This is a genomic window from Ectobacillus sp. JY-23, from assembly GCF_023022965.1.
GTDB lineage: Bacteria > Bacillota > Bacilli > Bacillales > Bacillaceae_G > Ectobacillus.
The window spans coordinates 2,771,337-2,793,274 of record NZ_CP095462.1; the positions used below are offsets into that span (position 1 = coordinate 2,771,337).

At 42.3% G+C, this 21,938-nt stretch carries 20 protein-coding genes, 1 pseudogene and 1 riboswitch; of the genes and pseudogenes, 18 read left to right on the forward strand and 3 right to left on the reverse strand.

Annotated elements, in window-relative coordinates; translation table 11 throughout:
* Nucleotides 1-11: 11 nt before the first annotated feature.
* Entirely contained in the window at nucleotides 12-206 is a 195-nt protein-coding gene (locus MUG87_RS14255) for a YwbE family protein (protein ID WP_247083002.1), read from the reverse strand.
* Nucleotides 206-388 carry a hypothetical protein gene (locus MUG87_RS14260; RefSeq protein WP_124564988.1) on the reverse strand — a complete coding sequence of 61 codons (183 nt, stop codon included), beginning with the start codon at nucleotides 386-388 and terminating at the stop codon, nucleotides 206-208. The genes MUG87_RS14255 and MUG87_RS14260 overlap by 1 nt, the downstream gene beginning before the upstream one ends.
* 139 nt (nucleotides 389-527) lie before the next feature.
* On the opposite strand from MUG87_RS14260, the gene MUG87_RS14265 reads away from it, so the two are divergent.
* The 18 genes and pseudogenes from MUG87_RS14265 (at nucleotide 528) to MUG87_RS14350 (ending at nucleotide 21,458) form a co-directional block, all read left to right on the forward strand.
* Nucleotides 528-1,760, forward strand: coding sequence for a DEAD/DEAH box helicase (locus MUG87_RS14265; RefSeq protein WP_247083003.1), 1,233 nt, complete (start codon nucleotides 528-530; stop codon nucleotides 1,758-1,760).
* 237 nt (nucleotides 1,761-1,997) lie between these two features.
* A complete protein-coding gene (locus MUG87_RS14270) occupies nucleotides 1,998-3,092 on the forward strand; it encodes an endonuclease (protein ID WP_247087700.1) in 1,095 nt (364 codons plus the stop codon).
* A gap of 601 nt (nucleotides 3,093-3,693) precedes the next feature.
* Entirely contained in the window at nucleotides 3,694-4,320 is a 627-nt protein-coding gene (kynB, locus tag MUG87_RS14275) for an arylformamidase (protein WP_247083004.1), read from the forward strand.
* Nucleotides 4,321-4,324: 4 nt separating this feature from the next.
* Nucleotides 4,325-5,014 carry a tryptophan 2,3-dioxygenase family protein gene (locus MUG87_RS14280; protein WP_247083005.1) on the forward strand — a complete coding sequence of 230 codons (690 nt, stop codon included), beginning with the start codon at nucleotides 4,325-4,327 and terminating at the stop codon, nucleotides 5,012-5,014.
* A 400-nt stretch (nucleotides 5,015-5,414) separates the two neighbouring features.
* Nucleotides 5,415-6,848, forward strand: a complete 1,434-nt coding sequence (locus MUG87_RS14285) for a GntP family permease (RefSeq protein ID WP_247083006.1) — start codon at nucleotides 5,415-5,417, stop codon at nucleotides 6,846-6,848.
* Between the two features lie 70 nt (nucleotides 6,849-6,918).
* Entirely contained in the window at nucleotides 6,919-7,620 is a 702-nt protein-coding gene (locus tag MUG87_RS14290) for a CoA transferase subunit A (RefSeq protein WP_247083007.1), read from the forward strand.
* Nucleotides 7,621-7,632: 12 nt separating this feature from the next.
* A complete protein-coding gene (locus MUG87_RS14295) occupies nucleotides 7,633-8,289 on the forward strand; it encodes a 3-oxoacid CoA-transferase subunit B (RefSeq protein WP_247083008.1) in 657 nt (218 codons plus the stop codon).
* A gap of 9 nt (nucleotides 8,290-8,298) precedes the next feature.
* Complete coding sequence (locus tag MUG87_RS14300) at nucleotides 8,299-9,084, forward strand: 3-hydroxybutyrate dehydrogenase (RefSeq protein WP_247083009.1); 786 nt, start codon at nucleotides 8,299-8,301, stop codon at nucleotides 9,082-9,084.
* A gap of 129 nt (nucleotides 9,085-9,213) precedes the next feature.
* Nucleotides 9,214-10,605: a sigma-54 interaction domain-containing protein gene (locus MUG87_RS14305; RefSeq protein ID WP_247083011.1), complete on the forward strand. Its 1,392-nt coding sequence runs from the start codon at nucleotides 9,214-9,216 to the stop codon at nucleotides 10,603-10,605.
* Between the two features lie 49 nt (nucleotides 10,606-10,654).
* Nucleotides 10,655-11,470, forward strand: a pseudogene (locus tag MUG87_RS14310) (VanW family protein).
* Between the two features lie 149 nt (nucleotides 11,471-11,619).
* The gene (locus MUG87_RS14315; RefSeq protein WP_247083012.1) at nucleotides 11,620-12,912 is read left to right on the forward strand and encodes a methyl-accepting chemotaxis protein; all 1,293 of its coding nucleotides are present in this window, start codon (nucleotides 11,620-11,622) and stop codon (nucleotides 12,910-12,912) included.
* 488 nt (nucleotides 12,913-13,400) lie between these two features.
* Nucleotides 13,401-14,615: a sensor histidine kinase gene (locus MUG87_RS14320; protein WP_247083013.1), complete on the forward strand. Its 1,215-nt coding sequence runs from the start codon at nucleotides 13,401-13,403 to the stop codon at nucleotides 14,613-14,615.
* The gene (locus tag MUG87_RS14325) at nucleotides 14,605-15,531 is read left to right on the forward strand and encodes a D-2-hydroxyacid dehydrogenase (RefSeq protein ID WP_247083014.1); all 927 of its coding nucleotides are present in this window, start codon (nucleotides 14,605-14,607) and stop codon (nucleotides 15,529-15,531) included. The genes MUG87_RS14320 and MUG87_RS14325 overlap by 11 nt, the downstream gene beginning before the upstream one ends.
* A gap of 487 nt (nucleotides 15,532-16,018) precedes the next feature.
* Complete coding sequence (locus tag MUG87_RS14330) at nucleotides 16,019-17,383, forward strand: glutamine synthetase family protein (RefSeq protein ID WP_247083015.1); 1,365 nt, start codon at nucleotides 16,019-16,021, stop codon at nucleotides 17,381-17,383.
* 209 nt (nucleotides 17,384-17,592) lie between these two features.
* A riboswitch (TPP riboswitch) is annotated at nucleotides 17,593-17,702 on the forward strand.
* Between the two features lie 57 nt (nucleotides 17,703-17,759).
* Nucleotides 17,760-18,569, forward strand: a complete 810-nt coding sequence (thiM, locus tag MUG87_RS14335; protein WP_247083016.1) for a hydroxyethylthiazole kinase — start codon at nucleotides 17,760-17,762, stop codon at nucleotides 18,567-18,569.
* Entirely contained in the window at nucleotides 18,562-19,368 is an 807-nt protein-coding gene (gene thiD, locus MUG87_RS14340) for a bifunctional hydroxymethylpyrimidine kinase/phosphomethylpyrimidine kinase (protein WP_247083018.1), read from the forward strand. Before thiM ends, thiD begins: the two co-directional genes overlap by 8 nt.
* Complete coding sequence (thiE, locus tag MUG87_RS14345) at nucleotides 19,365-20,021, forward strand: thiamine phosphate synthase (protein ID WP_247083020.1); 657 nt, start codon at nucleotides 19,365-19,367, stop codon at nucleotides 20,019-20,021. Before thiD ends, thiE begins: the two co-directional genes overlap by 4 nt.
* 204 nt (nucleotides 20,022-20,225) lie before the next feature.
* Complete coding sequence (locus MUG87_RS14350; protein WP_247083022.1) at nucleotides 20,226-21,458, forward strand: aminopeptidase; 1,233 nt, start codon at nucleotides 20,226-20,228, stop codon at nucleotides 21,456-21,458.
* A gap of 31 nt (nucleotides 21,459-21,489) precedes the next feature.
* Here MUG87_RS14350 and MUG87_RS14355 read toward each other — a convergent pair whose 3' ends face one another.
* Nucleotides 21,490-21,864, reverse strand: coding sequence for a cbb3-type cytochrome c oxidase subunit I (locus MUG87_RS14355; RefSeq protein WP_247083024.1), 375 nt, complete (start codon nucleotides 21,862-21,864; stop codon nucleotides 21,490-21,492).
* Nucleotides 21,865-21,938 lie beyond the last annotated feature (74 nt).

A 21,938-nucleotide genomic window follows, 5' to 3' on the forward strand; every position in this document is an offset into this window, starting at 1 on the left:
TGGCAACCTTTTTATATTCCAATCTCTTTTACCCGTCCCACTTGCCCATCGGTTAGCCGCACTTTAATGCCATGGGGATGAGATGGGGAATTTGTTAAAATATCTTTTACAATGCCAGAGGTCAGCTTACCTGTTCGTTGATCCTGCTTTAAGACGATTTTTACGGCCGAGCCGCGCTGTATATCACGTCGATTGCGGCCGTCCATTATACACCCATGCGTCTACGTTGATTGTTCGGCTTCTTTGTTTGCTGACTCTTCATGCCTTTTGTAGCTGTCGAGCCTTTCAGACTCCCTTTCCCCTGCGCCTGCGCTTGTTTTTTTGCCGCCAATTGCTGCATCATTACTTCTTTTAAGCTTAGCTTTTTTCCGTTTTGTTCGGTTGCCATGTATGTGGTCTCCTTTTGTATGAAGTTGGTATTCTCATTATAATACACCGCAACTCAGAAAGCCATGTGGCAAAAAGTTCAGCCGAGCGCCATGTTTTCCAGTATACTGAGAAAGGCATACTAAAGAAGAGGTGATGATGTGAAGGACTTTGCAAGTCTTACCATACATGAAGATTTACAGAAAAGATTACAGCGTAATGGATTAAGTACCCCTACACCAGTACAGGAAAAGACGATTCCGTTACTGCTTGCGGGCAAAGATGTGGTTGCACAGGCGCAAACAGGAACGGGAAAAACATTAGCATTTGTGTTGCCGATTCTACAAAACATAAATCCAGATTTACCGCATATTCAAGCGCTTATTGTTGCACCCACACGAGAGCTAGCTGTACAAATTACAGGTGAAATAGAAAAGCTGCGCACACCGGATGTTCACGTGCTTGCCGTTTATGGCGGTCAGGATGTAGAGAGGCAAATTAAGAAGTTGGCAGGTGCAACGCATATCGTTGTTGGAACACCGGGCCGTCTTCTTGATCATATGCGCCGCACAACGATTGATGTGTCAGGTATTTCAACGCTCGTACTAGACGAGGCAGACCAGATGCTGCATATTGGATTTTTGCCGGAAGTAGAAACGATTATTGAAAAAACATCTCCAGACAGACAAACAGCTTTATTCTCCGCAACCATGCCGGGAGAAATTCGTGCGCTAGCAAAGCGGTATATGAAAAAGCCTGAAAATGTCCAAATCAAAACTTCGCAAATTACGGTAAAGGATATCCGTCAAATTGCTGTAGAAACAACAGACCGCACGAAGCAAGCTTCTTTACGCGATATGCTTGAGCGGGAGCAGCCATTTCTGGCGATGATTTTCTGCCGAACAAAGCGCCGCGCAAGCACACTGAACGCAGCACTGCAGGAGCACGGCTATAACTCCGATGAATTGCATGGCGATTTATCACAAGCAAAGCGTGAAAAGGTTATGGAGCGTTTTCGTCAGGCAAAGCTACAATATTTAGTGGCTACCGATGTTGCAGCACGCGGCCTTGATGTAGAAGGTGTGACTCACGTTTTCAACTACGATATTCCGCAGGACGTAGAGAGTTATATCCACCGCATCGGACGAACAGGCCGTGCAGGGGAAAGTGGATTGGCTGTTACGTTTTTCGCACCAAAGGATAAACAGTATTTAGAAATGATTGAAAAAGGAATTAAAATGCAGATGGAGCGCATTGAGCGCCCGAAAACAGAAGAGGTACAAGCAGACAGACAGAATCGGGAGCCGCGAGGCAAAAAGCCGGCATTTAAACAAGGCGGCCGAAAGCCAGCACATGCGCAGGCAAAAAGCAGTCAAGGGCGCCGAAAGAGGTAAGATATGATTAATCATATGTGCGAAACCGCATATGGAATTTTATTTGTAAAGGCAGCTTTGAAATACAAGCTGTTTTTTTACGTATAAATATCGGAAAATTTACAAAATTAATAAAAAAAGGATGTGGAAATGTTGTATGATAACGGAGTATGTATTTCAAATAAAAAGGAGAATGAGGACATGAAGATGCAGTATGCAAAACGTTTTTTTGCACTTTTAGTTATCTTGATATGTATCATGACAACCGTATCCATGAAGTCCGTATTTGCTGGGGATGGATCGGCCGCTTCACCGTACACGGTGGCGCAAGCAATCGCCACGCAAAACAATACACTGAAAACCGTGCAAGGGTACGTTGTGGGACAACCGACAGCAACCAACACAGTCGTTACAAGTAATTATCCAAATGATTATGCACTTGCGTTAGCGGACAGTCCGACAGAAACGAACACAGCTAACATGATTTACATACAAATTCCCACTTCATATCGTACAACTTTTGGTTTGCAAAGCAATCCAAGCTTAAAGGGTACTGCAGTAAAGGTGACAGGCTACTTAACAGCGTATTTTACACATGCAGGTATTAAAAATGTAACGAGTATGGAAAAGAGTGCAAGCACGGGCGGCGGTACAACAACTCCTTATGATAGTACATACTACAGTAGCGCCATCGGTAAAACAGGTAGCGCATTAAAACAAGAGCTGCATAACATCATTGATGATCATACAAAGCTTTCTTATGATGCGGTATGGGATGCACTGCGTTATACAGATGAAGATCCGAACAATACTAACAATGTAATTTTACTATACACCGGTCGTTCGCAAGGGAAGTTCACAAACGGATCTGGCGTGGACGACTGGAACCGTGAGCATGTGTGGGCAAAATCGCATGGTGATTTCGGAACTACGGCAGGAGCGGGCACGGATCTACATCATTTGCGTCCGACAGACGTATCCGTAAACAGTGCACGCGGCAATTTAGACTTTGATAACGGCGGTGGATATCACTCTGAGGCGACGCAATGTCGTTATGACAGCGATTCTTGGGAACCAAGAGACAGCGTAAAAGGCGATGTAGCACGCATGCTGTTTTATATGGCGGTGCGCTATGAAGGGGACAACGGTGAACTAAACTTAGAGCTAAACAACTATGTAAATAACGGCACAGCTCCTTACCATGGAAAGCTTTCTGTGCTGTTACAATGGCACGCGCAAGACCCTGTTGATAACTTTGAAAGAAAGCGCAACGATATTATCTACACAAAATATCAACATAACCGCAATCCATTCATTGACCATCCGGAGTGGGTAAATGCCATCTGGCAATAATGCCTAGACCTGTGCGATTGCACAGGTCTTTTTTAGAATAGCTTATAAAGATAACGAAGAGGAATCGGCCGATAGAAGTAGGAAATTGGTCGATAGAGCATGAAATTGGCCGATAACAATAGCAACTCGGTTGATATTGCTACAAATAAATGAAAAATAATTTGTGTAAACGACTCTGCATGTAGAGTGATTTTGTATTTTCAGAAAACATTGACAGATAGAAAGGTTATTCTTTACCATGAATATGAAAGGTGTTTTGTAAAAGACTTTTTAGTATATAACCGTATTGTTTCTACAAAGGAGGTACCTGTTATTTACAGTTGCACCGGATCTCACATCTCATTAGGGTGATTACCCATACGTAGGGAGCAGACGCGACATGTTGCATTTGAGACAATACTTGTCTATATTCAAACAAAATGTAATCGCTTCCATTAGAGCTGGCTAAAATTTAATACTCCATCTGCCATTTATGTAGTGTGAAGCCAGCTCCGCTCAACAGGCTATGACTCAAATGAACATCGAAAGGCTATGATAGGGACTGTATAAAGGAACAGTACTACGAATTTGTATTGCCAAATTATTGTGTAAGGAGACTGTTATGATTATTGATATTTCTAGACCGCTTCATACAAAAACACCGACTTGGCCAGGTGATACGCCTTTTTCATATGAGATCAGCTGGTCAAAGGAGCAGAGCGGATCAGTAAATGTAGGAAAGCTAACGATGAGTATCCATACTGGTACGCATGTGGATGCGCCATTTCATTTTGACAACGAGGGCAAACAAACGTGTGAACTGCCACTAGAAAGATATATCGGTAAAGCTCGCATTGTGGATATGACAGGCAAGCAAAGCATTGGTGTTAGTGACTTTCAAGCTTTGGATATAAAAAGAGTCGAACGTTTATTGCTTCGTACGTCTTCTTGGGGTAATTCTGAGGTGTTTCCAGAGTCTATTACGTACCTAGAGGCTGATCTTGCACCGTATTTGGCAGCGCAAGGTGTGCAATTAATCGGGATAGATGTTCCTTCGGTTGATCCGCTTAATAGTAAGGAATTACTGGCTCATCATGCGCTTCACCGCAACGATATTCATATTTTAGAAGGCCTGGATTTAGAAGGAGTACATCCGGGCGACTATGAGCTTGTCGCGTTGCCGCTAGCGCTCATAGAGGGAGATGGTAGTCCTGTGCGTGCGATACTTCGTTCATGGAAAGGGGAATAAAATAATGAAAAAGTTAACAGATTACGAGAAATATATTCGAACAGAAGAGCTGTTGGAGTTGCAGAAAACAGAGGGAGAATTATGCTGTGATGATGAACTGACATTTCAAACCATTCATCAAATTGCTGAGCTGCATTTTAAACTAATTCTGCAGCATATTAAGCTAGCTGATCAATATATGAGAGGAAACGAGCTGGCAAAAGCAATTGCGCAGCTTCGGCGCATTAATGTGCATCTAGAGCACCTACCGAATGTGTTTGATATGGTAAAAGGGATTAGCCCGCGTGATTATCATACAATCCGTTTGGCTTTGGGAAGAGGAAGTGGTCAGGACTCTCCAGGATTTAATGCGATTTTACAACAAGGTCCAACTCTCTGGGCACCATTTGAAGCATTACTTTTGCAAAATGGGTTATCGCCCCTTACATTACATCAAGATGCGCACAAATATTTTTCACTTTTTACCTTAATGCAGGAGTTACATACATTTGATGAAAAGTTTCAAAGCTTCCGTTATTCGCATATTCAGCTTGTGCGCCGCATGATTGGTCTTGAAACAAAAAGTTTAAAAGGGGTACCTGCACAGGCGTTAGAGCGCGGAGCTCGAACGATGTTTTACCCGCAGCTTTGGCGTGCAATTAGTAATCTAACCGATGTAACAGGATCTAGCTATAACCCACAGCCGCTGGATTAAAAGTGCTAAACAAACGTTTGATTAAGAGGTATGTATCCGCAAGATACATACCTTTTTCACAAAATAAATTCCGATATTTCGGAAAATTCCACTTTGGCGGAATTGTAAGTATTTAAATTCCGATATTTCGGAAAATAAGCGCATTATAGTAAGTAATGAAGTTTCCTCCTATAAGTAGCTACAGAAGATTTTCGTTGATATGATTAAGTTTCTGAAAATTGTGCGTAATAATTATATGAGTTGGCATAGAATTTGCTTTATGTAAGAAGTGAAAAGGAACAAATACTGAGGAAAGGAGAAGCTACTAAAATTTTATTATAACAAAAAATGAAAACGGTTACTTATTTATTGCAATTATTTATTTTTATTCAAATCGTATAAAGGGAAAAGGGGGATGTTTGTGGAATTTGTTGTCATTCTGTTGGCGCTGGGGCTTTTGATGTTTGTTGCTTACCGCGGATTCTCTGTCATCTTATTTGCACCAATCTGCGCTTTGTTCGCAGTTCTTTTGACAGATCCGGAATTTGTTTTGCCATTCTTCTCTAACATTTTTATGGAGAAAATGGTTGGCTTTATTAAACTATACTTCCCTGTGTTCTTGCTTGGTGCCATCTTTGGTAAAGTTGTTGAAATGTCAGGTTTGGCGGAATCCATCGCAAAAACAATTGTACAACTTGTCGGTGCAAAACGCGCTGTGCTGGCAATCGTATTAATGGGAGCAATTCTTACATACAGCGGTGTGAGTTTGTTCGTTGTTGTATTCGCTGTGTATCCGTTCGCTGCGAACTTGTTCCGTGAAGCAAATATTCCAAAGCGCTTAATTCCAGGAACAATCGCGCTCGGGGCATTTACATTCACGATGGACGCATTGCCGGGAACGCCGCAAATTCAAAACGTAATCCCGACAACATTCTTTAAAACTGATATTTACGCTGCTCCAACGCTTGGAATTATCGGTGCCATCTTTGTATTGATTCTAGGTATCTGGTATTTAGAAACGCGTCGCAAAAAAGCAGAGGCAGCTGGAGAAGGTTACTATGGTTTTGATGGTGCAGAGCTTGCAGCTGCGCAAGAGGCACCGGTAACCGAACAACAAACGCCACTTCGTACGAATGCGAGCGTGGGGCGTCAGTTGCTTGCGTTTGTTCCACTCATTCTAGTTGGTGTGATGAACAAAGTGTTCACGATTTACATTCCGCAGTGGTATCCAAACGGCTTTGATTTTGCGGCAATTGGCTTAAAAGCATTTGCGAAAATTGAAACTGCATCAGTTGTAGCGATTTGGTCCGTACAGATGGCGCTTTTAGTGGGTATTATTACGACAATCTTATACGACTGGAACCGCGTAAAAACAAACTTCCAGGCTGGTATTAATGCAAGTATTGGCGGCGCTTTGCTAGCGGCGATGAATACGGGTGCAGAGTACGGTTTCGGGGGCGTTATCTCTTCTCTGCCAGGGTTCGGTGTTATTAGTAAAGGGATTGGGGAAACGTTTACGAACCCACTTGTGAACGGCGCTGTTACAACAACAACACTTGCCGGTATCACAGGATCTGCATCCGGCGGTATGGGAATTGCGCTAAGCGCCATGTCTGAAAAGTACTTAGAGGCAATCGAAAAGTACAACATTCCGCCAGAGGTAATGCACCGCGTTATTTCCATGGCATCCGGCGGTATGGACACATTACCACACAACGGAGCGGTTATTACATTACTTGCGGTTACTGGGCTTACGCACCGTCAATCGTACCGTGACATCTTTGCAATCACAATCATTAAAACAATTGCAGTATTCTTCATTATTGGTGTCTATAGCTTAACAGGTCTGGTGTAAATGGTAGATTCGGTCGCCGGCTTCCGGCGACTGGAATGCTCTACGTGATAAATTTTAAGGGGGAACGGTCATGAAAAAAGGTAAGGTAGTTAGCTCATTTCAAGAGGCAGTAGCAGATATTCACGATGGCGCAACCTTGATTGTCGGAGGGTTCGGTCTTTGCGGTATACCTGAAAAGGCGATCTTAGCGCTGCGTGACCAAGGTACGAAGGATTTGACGGTAGTAAGCAACAACTGTGGTGTGGACGATTGGGGACTGGGCTTGTTGCTTGCAAACCGTCAAATTAAAAAAATGGTCTCTTCCTATGTAGGTGAGAATAAAATCTTTGAGCGTCAGTTCTTAAGTGGAGAGCTTGAAGTTGAACTTGTGCCACAAGGTACATTAGCTGAACGTATTCGCGCAGGCGGTGCTGGTATTCCAGGCTTTTATACGGCTACTGGTGTCGGAACGCCAGTTGCAGAGGGTAAGGAGCATAAGGAGTTTAATGGCCGCACGTATATTCTAGAGCAAGGTATCGTTGGCGATTTTGCATTGGTAAAGGCATGGAAGGCAGATACACTTGGTAATCTCGTGTTCCGTAAAACAGCTCGTAATTTCAACCCAGTAGCTGCAATGGCAGGTAAAATCACAATTGTTGAGGCAGAAGAGATTGTTGAAGCTGGTACATTAGATCCAGATGAAATCCACACACCGGGCATCTATGTACAACGGGTGCTTTTAGGTGAAAATTACGAAAAACGAATTGAGCGCCGCACGGTTGTGCAGGCATAAGGAGGGGCAAATATGAATGCAAGAATGAAAATTGTAAAGCGTGCTGTAAAAGAAATTCAAGATGGTATGAACGTAAACTTAGGAATTGGTATCCCGACGCTTGTAGCCAATGAAATTCCAGCAGATTATAATGTCCTATTGCAATCAGAAAATGGTCTTTTAGGCATCGGACCTTATCCGGTTGAAGGAACGGAAGATGCTGATTTAATTAATGCAGGTAAAGAAACAGTGACAGCGGTTACTGGAGCTGCTTATTTTGACAGCGCTGAGTCATTTGCGATGATTCGCGGCGGTCATATTGACCTAGCGATTTTGGGTGGTATGGAAGTATCAGAAAATGGTGACCTGGCAAACTGGATGATTCCAGGTAAGATGGTAAAAGGTATGGGTGGTGCCATGGATCTTGTAAACGGCGCGAAACGCATTATCGTTATCATGGAGCATGTTAACAAGCATGGCGAATCTAAGGTGAAGGAAGTATGTACATTACCTTTAACAGGCCGCCGCGTTGTACATCGTCTGATTACTGATTTAGCTGTATTTGATTTTAATGATGCAGGTATGGTGTTGGTTGAGACGCAAGAAGGAGTAACTGTGGAAGAGGTACAAGAGAAAACAGAAGCTTCCTTCTCTGTAAGCCCGAATGTGCGCATTGGCGTAAGCTTGTAAGGGGGAATTATGATGACGGCACTTACACAAAAAGTAGCGTTAGTAACAGGAGCGGCAAGCGGAATTGGTTTGGAGATTGCAAGAACTTTTGCTGCTGAAGGCGCAAAAGTCGTGATTTCTGATTTGAACGGAGAAGCGGCAGAAACGGCAGCTCATCATTTACGTGAACAAGGCTTTGAAGCAATCGCCGTAGCGTGCGATGTTACCAATGAGGAACAGGTGCGCGACAGCTTTGAACGGGTTATACAGGAGTTTGGAAGATTAGATGTTCTAGTAAATAACGCAGGTTTACAGTATGTGTCTTCCATTGAGGACTTTCCAATCGAAAAATTTGAGTTGCTTGTAAAGGTAATGTTGACAGCGCCTTTCATTGGCATTAAATATGCGTTTCCTATTATGAAGAAACAAGGATTCGGAAGAGTTATTAATATGGCATCTATTAACGGCTTGGTAGGTTTTGCGGGTAAGGCTGCTTATAACAGCGCGAAGCATGGTGTAATTGGTTTAACAAAGGTAGCAGCTTTAGAAGGGGCGACTCATGGTATTACTGTAAATGCATTGTGTCCGGGCTATGTGGATACACCACTTGTACGCAATCAACTAGGTGATTTAGCAAAAACACGCAATGTACCATTAGAAAGCGTGCTAGAGCAGGTAATCTACCCGTTGGTACCACAGAAACGCTTATTGTCTGTAAGCGAAATTGCAGACTATGCAACGTTTTTGGCGAGCGATAAGGCAAAAGGAATTACAGGGCAAGCTGCCGTATTAGATGGTGGATATACCGTGCAGTAAACCAGGAAGGGGGAAACCCCTTCTTTTTGTTCATTCATAAGTATTTCTCTAAGCGTACTAACAAAAAGCTGAAAATTCAGTCTATATTTTGGTATGATAGATATAGAGGGGAATGCGGAGGGGATATGGATGACGACACAAAGTAAACTACCATACGAGTGGCTGGAGGAAATCTTAAACCTAGCTGCAGAGTGGATTGTGGTTGTAGATCGTGAAGGAATCATTCGTTATATAAACGGGGCGTATTGTGATTTTTTAGATACAGATACAGTGGATGCAGTTGGAAAGCATGTACAGGATGTAATTGAGAATACAAGAATGCATTTGATTGTGAAAACGGGTCAGGCAGAAGTAGCTTCCATTCAATCTATTAAAGGGAGCGAAATGATCGCTAATCGCTATCCTTTGTATGTAGGCGGGGAATTAGTTGGTGCGGTCGGAACGGTCATGTTTCGGAACTCGCAGGATTGGCTGGACTATTCTCGCAAGGTACAGCCTGTTTTAGAAGAGTTAAAGTATTATAAAAAGCGATTTGATAAGGAGCTGCGCAGTAAATATGGATTTGGAGATTTAATTGGCACACATCCGAAGTTTCAAGAGGCGAAGCGTTTGGCAGAGCGTGTGGCTGGCAGCCAATCTGCGGTACTTCTTTTTGGTGAGTCCGGTACTGGTAAAGAGTTGTTTGCCCATGCAATTCATCAAACAGGCCCAAGGGGACATTTCCCATTTGTCCGTGTGAACTGCGCCTCTGTACCGGAAAATTTGCTGGAATCAGAGCTGTTTGGCTATGAGGAAGGTGCTTTCACAGGCGCTAAAAAGGGTGGGAAAAAAGGAAAATTTGAGCTCGCGCATCGCGGTACGTTGTTTCTTGATGAAATTGGGGATATGCCGCTTCATATGCAAAGTAAACTGCTTCGTGTATTACAGGAAAAAGAGATAGAAAGAATTGGAGGACAGGTTCCAATCTCAGTCGATGTACGTATTATCGCCGCGACCCATCGCGATTTGGAACGGATGGTACGCGAAGGGAAGTTCCGTCAAGATTTATACTATCGTTTACATGTGATGAAAATTGAGATTCCGCCGCTGCGTATTCGTAAAGATGACCTAGTGGCAATTGCTAAGTCCCTGCTTCGAAAATTGGAGCGTAAGTTTAATCGGCAAGGTCTGTCATTATCGTACGAAGTTATAACACGCCTTCAACAGCATAGCTGGCCAGGGAACGTCCGTGAGCTAGAAAATGTTCTTGAACGTGCAGTTAATGTTTTGGATGGTACCGTGATTCAGCTTGTACATTTACCATTATACTTGCAGGAGCATGTACCTCATAATGTGCAGCAAAATGTTTTACATACACAGCATACACCTGTTATCCCAATTAGGGACGTTTTGATGGAAGCTGAAAAACAGGCCATACAAAATGCTTTACGTCACACATCGGGCAATAAGCAGCTTGCGGCGAAGCTGTTAGGTATGGGAAAAACGAATTTTTATGATAAATGCAAGTTGTATGAGCTGTGAGATAAAAGATATTCTTTTTAGATGAGAAAGAGGAATATGAGGTGTGAGAATGAACTTAGTAAATTTGCGTCCCAAACAGCGCTCTAAATATGGGATTATGCTGGGAAAGTTATATTACCGAGCGAAGCGGTATGGAGACTGGGTGAAGTATAACCATATTTACGCCAGGCAAAGGTTTTCGGAGCTGTTGCCTGTGTGTATACGCATCGAACCATTTTGTTGCGAAAATTAAAAGATGTGAATATGTGGTATCAGTACAATAAAATTGTTAACCTAAAGATTGCGGTAGAAAGGTTAAATGGTATTATCATCAAGCCTGGCGAAACATTTTCGTATTGGCGCTTAATCGGCAAGCCGACCAAGAGAAAGGGTTACTTATAGGGTATGATATTGCATTATGGGGTATTTAGTGTTGGAGTCGGCGGAGGGCTTTGTCAGCTCTCAAATCTCATCTACTGGATGACAGTTCATACACCGCTGACCGTAACGGAGTGTTATCGACATAGTTTTGATGTATTTCCTGATTCCAATCGTACACAACCGTTTGGGAGCGGTGCTACGTGTACTTATAATTATTTTGGACTTGCAAATTCGTAACAATACAAATGTAACATATCAGCTGCATGTTCGAGTTACAGATTCCCACTTGGTCGGAGAATGGCTGACATCAGAGCCGCAATTGCAACGATATGAGGTCTATGAAAAGAAGCATGCCATTGTTCCTGCGTACTGGGGTGGATATGTTCGTTATAACGTATTGCATCGGAAGGTATTGAATAGACAAGGTGTAATCATTGATGATGAATACGTAACAGAAAACCAAGCTATCCTGATGTATGAGCCCTTGTTAACGCATAATCTGTAATAACAAAAAAAGAAGTGTATCTCTATATTTTTTTGAATCTATAATTAAAATAAAAATAAAAAGTGTGTATTTTTTTATTTTCCATATCCTTATATTAAAAAACCTTGTAATATAAATATATAAACTATTATGTAATATACGGGGAGGATATGATGGTGAAAAAGCCGCGCTTTTTCTTTGGGTTGAAGTTTAAATTAATGTTGTTCGCAACGGTATTAGCGATGATTACATATTCTGTAAGTGAATTCTTTATCTTTGTAATTTACGACTATGTGAAAGAGCAAATAAGTGAAGGGGTGTTTGTGACGCTTGTTATGCTGCTTGGAGTAGTGTGGTCGGGTATTTTGGCGTATAGTGCTGGCGGGTTTATTGTGAAGCCGCTTCGTAAATTAGAAGAAGCAGTTCGTAAAGCAGCCCAGGGAGATATTCAAGAAGATGTACCGCTGCCAAAAATGGAAGACGAGGTACGTTCATTAAGTCATGCGTTCAATATGATGCTCGCTAGCTTAAGAGAGATGGTGCGTAACATTGATACAAACTTTACAGAAACGAATGAAAAAGTAGAACAAATCTGCTTGCGTACAAGCGAAGTTGCGCAGCAAGCAAAAGGGGTATCTGCAACACTGCATGAAATTTCAGGTGGCGCTGAACAGTCTGCCGCTGCAATTCAAGCAATCTCTGGTACAGTTTCTGAAACAGTTAATCTTGCGGGCCGTGCAGAAGAACAAGCAAGACATTCTGATCAATTAGCTTCACAAATGGTACAAGCTCTTGGTCAAAGCACAAAGGTATTCACATCATTGATTCAAGGTATCCATAGTTTAGCAGAAGAAAACGCACAGTCTATGCAAAGTGTTCGTAGACTAGAAGAGCATACAAAGCAGGTTGGGAATATCGTGGAGCTAGTAAGTACAATTGCAAGTCAGACAAATCTATTGGCGCTGAATGCCTCTATTGAAGCGGCAAGAGCGGGGGAGCATGGTAGAGGTTTTGCGGTTGTCGCAGAAGAAGTACGTAAGCTTGCTGACGAAAGTGCACACTCCGCACAAAGTATTTCTAGCTTGTTAAGCAGTATGCAAACCGAGGTGCAAATCGTTGTAGAGCGAATGAGTGCACAGGTAAAGACAGCGAATGATGAAGCGAAGCGCGGAGAAGCGACAGAATTACTTTTGAAAGACATGTCGGTATCTGTTACAGATGTTGCACAAGGTGTAGCGAAAATTAGTGAATATATGAAGCAACAAATTCAGCATATCCATGAAACTGGTGCGCAGGTGCGGGAAATTTCCGCAATTGCCGAGGAGTCAGCAGCTGGTGCTCAGCATGTTGCATATGCGACTGTACAACAAACAGAGCATATCGAACTAGTAGAAGGATTAACAAGAGAGCTACAGCAAAAAGCGGCTGATTTGAAAAAAACAATTGAGCAATTTCATGTATAAGCTCTCGCTTACGGCGAGAGTTTTTTTAATTTTTGTCTGTATCAAAGTTTTATATTGATTGTCGATAGAGATTTTTAACAGAATCTAATTTGTTAGTGATAAAAATTAAGTAGCTTTCTAATAGAAACCTATGAGAAATGGAAAAATACTTCGCTACATGCTGAACACAGTCTCGTTTTTTGCTTAAATCTAGGCTTGAAGTTCGTTGTTTATTTCCGTTACGGGGGGTGCTTTCTGCGGTTGGTCAGGGAGCATCCTCAGCGCTATGTGCCTGCGGGGTCTCTTTTTGATTTGCTTTTCCTGCAGGAGTCTCATCCTCTTCACTCCCATCAACAAGTTCCAATTAGCAATATTAGGCTTTAACACAACCTAAATCTAAAAAACATTTAAATTTCTGAAAATTATAACAAGTAAAGCTTTCCCGCATTTTCTGATATTCTATCTTTATGTAGAACTAACTATTTTTTACTTTTGGGGATGGGATTTCGGTGAAGGGATTTCGTGTAGAGAGTAAGGTGTATTGGCTATTAGTGGTTTGTATGATTGTGCTCATGCTCGGAGGTTTGTTGATGAACCAGACGGGTACACCGGAACACATTTTTTATACACATGCATTTTTCGTAATGGCGATTTGTGGTTTGTTGCTTATATATCCATATCGGCGAACGAGTGCAACAAAACTGGTCATTGGTTTCACAACAGTGGGTTACTTTTATGTTTTGTTTCTGGTGTATCCTGAAACACCTTTAAACATAATATTAATTGCATTTGCGCCGGGGATTGCCATTTTGTTTTTCCATAGACTTTTATTTTATACTCTTGCCAGTTTGAATATAGTATGTTCCCTACTTGTGTTTTGGTATATTGGAAGTGTTGATCTTGGACATAGGTACGGATACGTATACGATGATTTATCTGGTAATATGATTAGCTTTCTAGGTAGTCAGGTTATGCTTATGTTTATTTTTATATTAATGGAAAACCGTGTTAAGAAAATGGAGGGGTATTATCGTCGTCTACAACAAACGGAGCGTCTGCAAACGGTGGGGCAATTAGCAGCCGCTGTCGCGCATGAAATGCGAAATCCGATCACTGTTGTGAACGGTTTTTTACAATTACACCGTGAAGATATACGTATTCCAAATGATGTACACAATCATATGGAATTAATGCTGACAGAGTTGCATACGGCAGAGCGTGTATTGGATGATTTTCTAGCGCTTTCAAAACCAGAGGTAGGAGATGCGGAATGTGTAAATGTTCGTGAAGCGCTCTATGGTGTAACAGACCTACTGGCTTCCTATGCTTTAATTCATAATGTATCGTTTGCTATAGAAATGGAAGAACAGTTATCTATCCGGTGCAGTAAAGTAGAGTTAAAGCAATTATTGGTCAATATTTTGAAAAATGCAATTGAATCTATGCCTGAAGGCGGAGTAATACGGTTATCTGCCGATCGAAATACCAATGGGGTACGCATTCGTGTGGCAGATTCCGGTGTAGGGATGTCTGAGGAAGAACTAAAATTGCTGGGTACACCATTTTATTCGCTAAAAAGCCGAGGTACAGGCTTAGGACTTATGATTTGCTTTAACATTATAGAAAAGTATAGAGGTAGCATTTATTTTACAAGTAAACTCGATGTTGGTACCACGGTAACATTGCAGTTCCCTATAGAGAAAGGAGCGAAATATGAAGATTGAACGAATTGTAGTAACGGGTAGACTACGCGAGGTTATAAAGCAATATCTTAGCCAAGAATTGTATGAATATAAATTTATGGCAGAACAAGAAGTGAAAGAAGCAGACTTGTCTTGGGCTGATGCGTATGTTGGTTTCGCTCCTCCTCAGCATACAAGCCTTACAGGTGTAAAATGGGTACACAGCCTAGGTGCGGGTGTAGATTCCTTTTTATTTCAAAAGTCTTGGAATGAAGAAGTTTTACTTACCCGTACTATCTGTTCATTCGGTGAACGAATTGCACAGTATTGCTTGAGTTATATACTCAGTGATTTGCAAAAGCATGATGAGTTTCGAAATCAGCAACAGCAATATCAGTGGTTACCAGCTACACCCCTTTTATTACATACGCAAACAGTGATTGTGTATGGTACGGGGGAAATTGGGCGTGAACTTGCGAGGGTATTGTCATATTTAGGTGTAAAAGTCATCGGGCTCTCTAGGAGCGGACAAATGCAACCCTATTTTCATGAAGTATTGCCTATGCAGCGTGCGAGGGAAGTGTTGGGGAGAGCAAATTGGATTATTTCTACGCTTCCGTTAACAAATGAAACGGAAACAATGTTTGATATAAATTTCTTTCAGCAGCTTAAGAGTGCGGGCTTTATGAATGTGGGGCGAGGGAGAACCGTACATGAAGAATCGCTTGTAGAAGCCTTAATGAATGGGAATGTTCGAAAAGTCGTGCTGGATGTGTTTGAGCAAGAACCTCTTCCGCAAAACTCTCAGCTTTGGCACCATCCGAATGTTGTGGTAACACCTCATATCTCAGCTGTCACTACTCCACAGGAAGCGGCTCAGTGTTTTTTAAAGACGCTACGAGAAATTGAAGAAGGGAAATTACCTACAAATATAGTAGATCCACAAAAGGGATATTAACGTATAGCTACATATAGAAAAAAAGACCTTCTTTTTAGATGTATATAAGAACGTGCTAGAATATGTGGCAAGTAGCTTCTTGTGTATATCTCTTCTGTTGCTGCTTTATTTATATAGAACAACTCACACGACAGGCATCATGGCTTGTCGTTTTTTATGTAGGTTGTATTAAAGGTTGATTGATAACTAGCACTTATTGATTTGAGTAAAGGGGGTGAGACTCCTGAGGAAGCGAATCCTCGTAATGGAAATCAACAACGAATTTCGCTAGCGTTTGATGTAATCTTAATGAGTCAAGATACTAGTTGATTTTTGTTCGGAGTTAAGGGACTTTAGAAAGCGTTTTCAAAGATATATGAGTTTAATTTAATGAGAAAGACGAAAATTCCAGAAAAAATATTCAAAAAAATATTGAATTATGTGATGGACATAGCATATAATAAACACATGTTAGAAAATATGACACGGAAATGAGAGGAGATATAACATGAGTCAAGCAACTGCTTCTAAAGTTACAGAAGGTACACTTACATTAGAGAACATCAAAGAAATCATCAGTGAAAAAAGCGTAGAGTTACTGCACCTGCAGTTCGTTGATATTGAAGGTATTTTAAAGCACGTAACGGTAACGGCGGAGCAGTTGGAAGATGTGGTAGAAGGAAAAATGATGTTTGATGGTTCTTCTATCAAAGGCTTCTCTCCAATTAATAAATCAGATTTATATTTACAACCGGATTTAAACACATTCGCAGTTCTTCCTTGGACGGTAGAAGAAGGCTACGCAGAAGCTCGCTTCTTATGTAGTGTTGCAAATCCAGACGGAACACTTTTTGAAGGTGACACACGTAACGTTTTGAAAAATGTTGTAGAAAAAGTGGCGGATAAAGGTTATACGATTTCTGTAGGTCCTGAGCTTGAGTTCTTCTTATTCGAAGCTGACGAAAAAGGTACGCCTACTGCAGTTCTTCATGATAACGCAGGTTATTTCGAGCCATCTCCTAAAGATTTAGGTGAGCGCGTTCGTTTAGAAATCTACCGTGCGCTAAAAGCGATGGGCTTTACAATTGAAGCTTCTCACCATGAGGTAGCGGAAGGTCAGCACGAAATCAACTTTAAGTATGCTAGCGCTCTTGAAGCAGCTGATAAATCTACAACTTACAAATGGGTCGTAAAAACGATTGCAAAGAAATTCGGTTTGCATGCGACATTTATGCCAAAGCCTGTATTTGGTATTAACGGTTCTGGTATGCACGTAAACATGTCTTTCTTTAAAGATGGCGAAAATGCATTTTATGATGCAAATGATAAAGCACAATTGTCTCAAACTGCATATCAGTTCATTGCTGGTTTAATGGAAAATATTAAAAGCTTTACAGCGATCACAAATCCGCTTGTAAACTCTTATAAACGCCTTGTTCCTGGTTATGAAGCACCTTGCTATATTGCTTGGTCTGCATCCAACCGTTCTGCATTGATTCGTATTCCTGCAAAGCGCGGCGTTGCAACACGTGTTGAGCTTCGTTGCCCAGATCCATCTGCTAACCCTTACTTGGCATTTGCGGTAATCGCGGCAGCTGGTCTAAAAGGTATCGAACAAGGTCTAGAAGCACCAGCTCCTGTTGATGCAGATATCTTCCACATGTCTGAAGCTGAGCGCAAAGCTTACGGCATCGAAAACCTACCAGGTAGCCTAGAGGCATCTGTAGAAGCACTACAAGAAGGCACAATTGGCCGTGAAACACTTGGCGAGCACGTATACGGTGAGTACGTAGCGCTAAAAAAAGCGGAGTGGGACAGCTACAGAACAGCAGTTCACACTTGGGAGCTTGTAAACTATCAAGCGAAATTCTAATCAAATTTAAAAAAACCTCAATCTATGATTGAGGTTTTTTTCTATAAATCTTTAAAGCTATAAGAAAAGAGTTTTTTAAATACAGCGCGAGTAATCCGTAAGCTTCATCCGCAGCTACATATGGTCTGTTCTTTCTGCAACGGAAACATAGCCATTTCTTTTTTACTTGTTATTTCTGCTCTTTGGGAGTAGAATGTGTTTGAAAACAAAATAAACGTACCGGGAGCCTGAGAAGAGGGCTGAGAGTACGGCTACTTTGCCGTAGACCGTTTGAACCTGTTGGATAATGCCAGCGTAGGGAGAATGTTGCTTGAGAAATTCAAGGCACTTTGCATACGCGAAGTGTCTTTTTTATTTTGCTAAAGGAGTGAAGACCATGAAGGAAAGAGTAGGGAGTTTACTAGAGAAGGTACGTAATGAAAATCCGCTGATACATAATATTACAAATGTCGTAGTGACAAACTTTACGGCCAACGGTTTGTTGGCGTTAGGTGCGTCTCCTGTGATGGCATATGCACACGAGGAGGTGGCGGACATGGCACGCATTGCGGGTGCGCTTGTTTTAAACATGGGGACGCTAAATGCGGTAGAAGTAGAGGCGATGTTACTTGCTGGAAAAGCGGCTAACGAGCGCGGTGTTCCTGTTATTTTTGATCCAGTTGGTGCAGGGGCTACGCCGTATCGAACAGAAATAGCTCGTGCCATTGCTGGGACAGTGAAGCTGTCGGCCATTCGCGGTAATGCTGCTGAAATTGCCAATGTAATTGGAGAAGTGTGGGCAATTAAAGGAGTGGACAGCACCGGGGAAGGAAGTGTTGTAGCACTAGCACAAAAGGCTGCCAAGCGACTACAAACGGTTGTCATTGTAACGGGTAAGGAGGATGTAGTTGCTGATGGGCAAGGTGTATATATTATCCAAAACGGTCACCCCATTTTAACGAAGGTAACCGGCACTGGCTGCTTGTTAACATCGGTTATTGGTGCATTTGCCGCCGTAGAAACAGACGTTGCATTTGCCGCGGCCGCAGCGCTTGCCTGCTATGGTGTGGCGGCAGAGCTGGCATATGAGAAATCAGGAAATAAGCCGGGTAGCTTCCAAATAGAGTTGTTAAACGCTCTTGCTTCTGTTTCTCGTGCTCATATTGAGCAAAGAGCTCTCATAGAAGGGGTGGAAAGTCATGTATAAGGCATTAACAATTGCAGGATCAGACAGCGGCGGTGGTGCCGGCATTCAAGCAGATTTGAAAACGTTCCAGGAGCTTGATGTATTCGGTATGTCTGCCATTACGGCTGTAACGGCGCAAAATACACTTGGTGTGCAAGGTATGTATCCCATGTCAGTCGAAGCTGTTACGCAGCAAATTCAATCGATTGGCACTGATATGGGGGCAGATGCAATTAAAACGGGTATGTTATTTAGCGCAGAAATCATTCGCGCCGTTGCGGCAGGGATTAAACAATTTGGTTGGAAAAATGTTGTTGTGGACCCAGTTATGGTTGCCAAGGGCGGAGCGTCTTTGCTGCAGCAGGAGGCCGTGCAAGCTTTAAAAGAAGAGCTGCTGCCGCTTGCGACTGTAGTAACGCCGAACATACCAGAGACAGAGGCTTTAACAGACATGAAAATTGAAGCGATGGTAGACCGTCAGCGTGCGGCAAAGCTACTGCACAGCATGGGTGTAAGGTATGTTGTGATTAAAGGTGGTCATGATGTACAGGACGAAGCAACGGACCTTTTGTATGACGGTACTTCCTTTTTCTATTATACAAGCCCGAAGATTGCCACGAAAAATACACATGGAACAGGCTGTACCTTTGCGGCGGCGATTGCAGCGCAATTAGCAAAAGGACAATCTGTACAAGAAGCGGTGCAAGTAGCCAAAGCGTTCATTCAGGCGGCTATTACAGATGAGCTTCAAATTGGAGCAGGTCACGGCCCTACAAATCATTGGGCTTATCAAAAGGCGTTGAAGCAGGTGTTGATATGAGCAGGATTTCCGCAGAAAAGATGAGAGAGCTGCTGACGGTGTATTTTATCGCCGGCAGCAATAACTGCAAAGAAAACCTAGAAACCGTTGTGGAACAAGCTATTCAAGGTGGCATTACATTATTTCAGTTTCGGGAAAAAGGAAACGATGCGCTGCACGGCGAACAAAGATATGCATTAGCACAAAGAGTGCAGCGGATTTGTCAGGAGAACGGGGTGCCATTCATCGTAAATGATGATATTGAGCTGGCCCTTTCCTTAGATGCGGATGGTGTTCATATCGGACAGGAGGATGAAGCAGCTTCTCTTGTGAGGGAAAGAATCGGCAATCGTATCTTAGGTGTATCGGTGCATAGTGTAGAGGAGGCAAAGCAAGCCATTCGAGATGGTGCCGATTACCTCGGCATTGGCCCTATCTTTCCAACGAGCTCAAAGGCAGACGCCAAGCGTGTACAAGGAACTGCGGTGCTTGAAGAGATTAGAAAACAACACATTGATATCCCAATTGTTGGCATCGGCGGCATCAATGTGAAAAATGCAAAGCAGGTAATTCGCGGAGGTGCAGATGGCATCTCAGTTATCTCTGCGATAAGTCAATCCCCATCAATCGTAGAGCGTGTAACAGAACTACGCATCGCTGTAATAAGACCATGAGAACAACGTAAGACCTAGCTGCACCAGAGCCATTCGTTCTTCCTGCTTAAAAAACGTTTTTGTAGTTTCTATCTATTAGATTTTTCTGTATACTTTAATGAGAGATACTGCTGTATGAGGACTGACCTAGTGTTTAGTCTTTATGCACCTTACCTTATGGGTAAGGAGACGTAAACAGCATGATACATATAGGAGGGTTTGAGAATGGCACAATTTGAAGAAAAATTAGAGAAGTATGCCGAGCTCGCTGTTCGTGTTGGTGTGAATTTGCAGGAAGGGCAAACGCTAATTATTAATGCACAGATTGAAACAGCGCCATTTGTGCGTCTGGTTGCAAAAAAGGCATATGAGGCAGGCGCAAAAAATGTTCATGTGGAGTGGAATGATGATGAACTAACAAGAACGAAATACGAAAGCGCGCCTGATGAAGCGTTTACAGAATATCCGCTTTGGAAAGCGAAGGGCTTAGAAGAAATGGCAGAGAGCGGCGCGTGTGTGCTTTCTATCTATGCACCAAATCCAGATCTACTAAAAGGCATCGACTCGCAGCGTATTTCTAATGCAAATAAAGCAGCGGGCTTAGCTTTGAAAAAATACCGTAGCTACATGATGACGGACAAAATGCGTTGGTCTATTATCACAGTTCCAACAACAGCGTCCGTTGCAAAAATCTTCCCGGATGTTTCTTTAGAGGAAGGAACAGAAAAGTTATGGGAAGCGATTTTCCATATTAACCGTATTAACGCAGAAGATCCAATTGCTGCATGGCATACACATAATGAAACATTAAAGCAAAAAGTAACATATTTAAATGACAAGCAATATGCAAAAATCGTATATGAGGCACCGGGTACAAACTTAACAGTAGAACTACCTGAAAATCATTTATGGCAGGGCGGCGGTTCTGTGAGCGCGGATGGTGTGGTATTCAATCCAAATATGCCAACAGAAGAAGTATACACAATGCCGCATCGCAATGGTGTGAATGGTGTTGTGCAAAGCACGAAGCCGCTTAACTACGCTGGCAACCTAATCGACAACTTTACACTAACGTTTGAGAACGGAAAGGTTGTTGATTACACAGCCGAAGTAGGATATGACACGTTAAAGCTATTGCTTGAAACAGACGAAGGTGCACGTCATCTAGGTGAAATTGCATTGGTGCCTCATAAATCACCAATCTCTGACTCAGGGTTAATCTTCTACAATACGCTGTATGATGAAAATGCATCCAATCACTTGGCGCTTGGAGAAGCATATCCAGTTAACCTAGAAAACGGTACATCAATGACAGAAGAAGAACTACAAGAGCGCGGCGCAAACAAAAGTCTTGTACATGAAGACTTCATGATTGGTTCTGCAGAAATGAATATTGACGGTATCACAAAGGACGGTAAACGCGAGCCAATCTTCCGCAATGGAAACTGGGCGTTTTAATGAAAAGAGGCGACCTCAAGTCGCCTCTTTTTTAATCTTCACCCAACTTGACATGCAGAAACACGTTAACCATAAAGATAATGATAGCTAATGTCATCGCTGTACCACCAACCGCGACAAAGGGACCTGCAGCTTCTTTGCCTTTTACGACAAAAGCAAGTGCAAGCATCATAATAGGGAGTGAAATGTTATGTAGCCAGAAATGGATCTTACCAAGCCTTGTAGCTGCTGCATCTGGGAAGATATGATAAAGGATACCGGCAACTGCCATAGCGGCCCAACCTAGTAAGTTAATGTGTACATGCACAGGTGTCAGTATGTAAGAGTGTGCAATAGACATATACATTCCCAAAACAACCCCAACGACTAAATAGATTGCTGAAATCTTAATAAAGTGAACGCCCATTTAACTACCTGCTCTTTTTAAAAAGTACTATTAAATTTTATTTCTATATATATGAAACTAACATTTTTTGTATT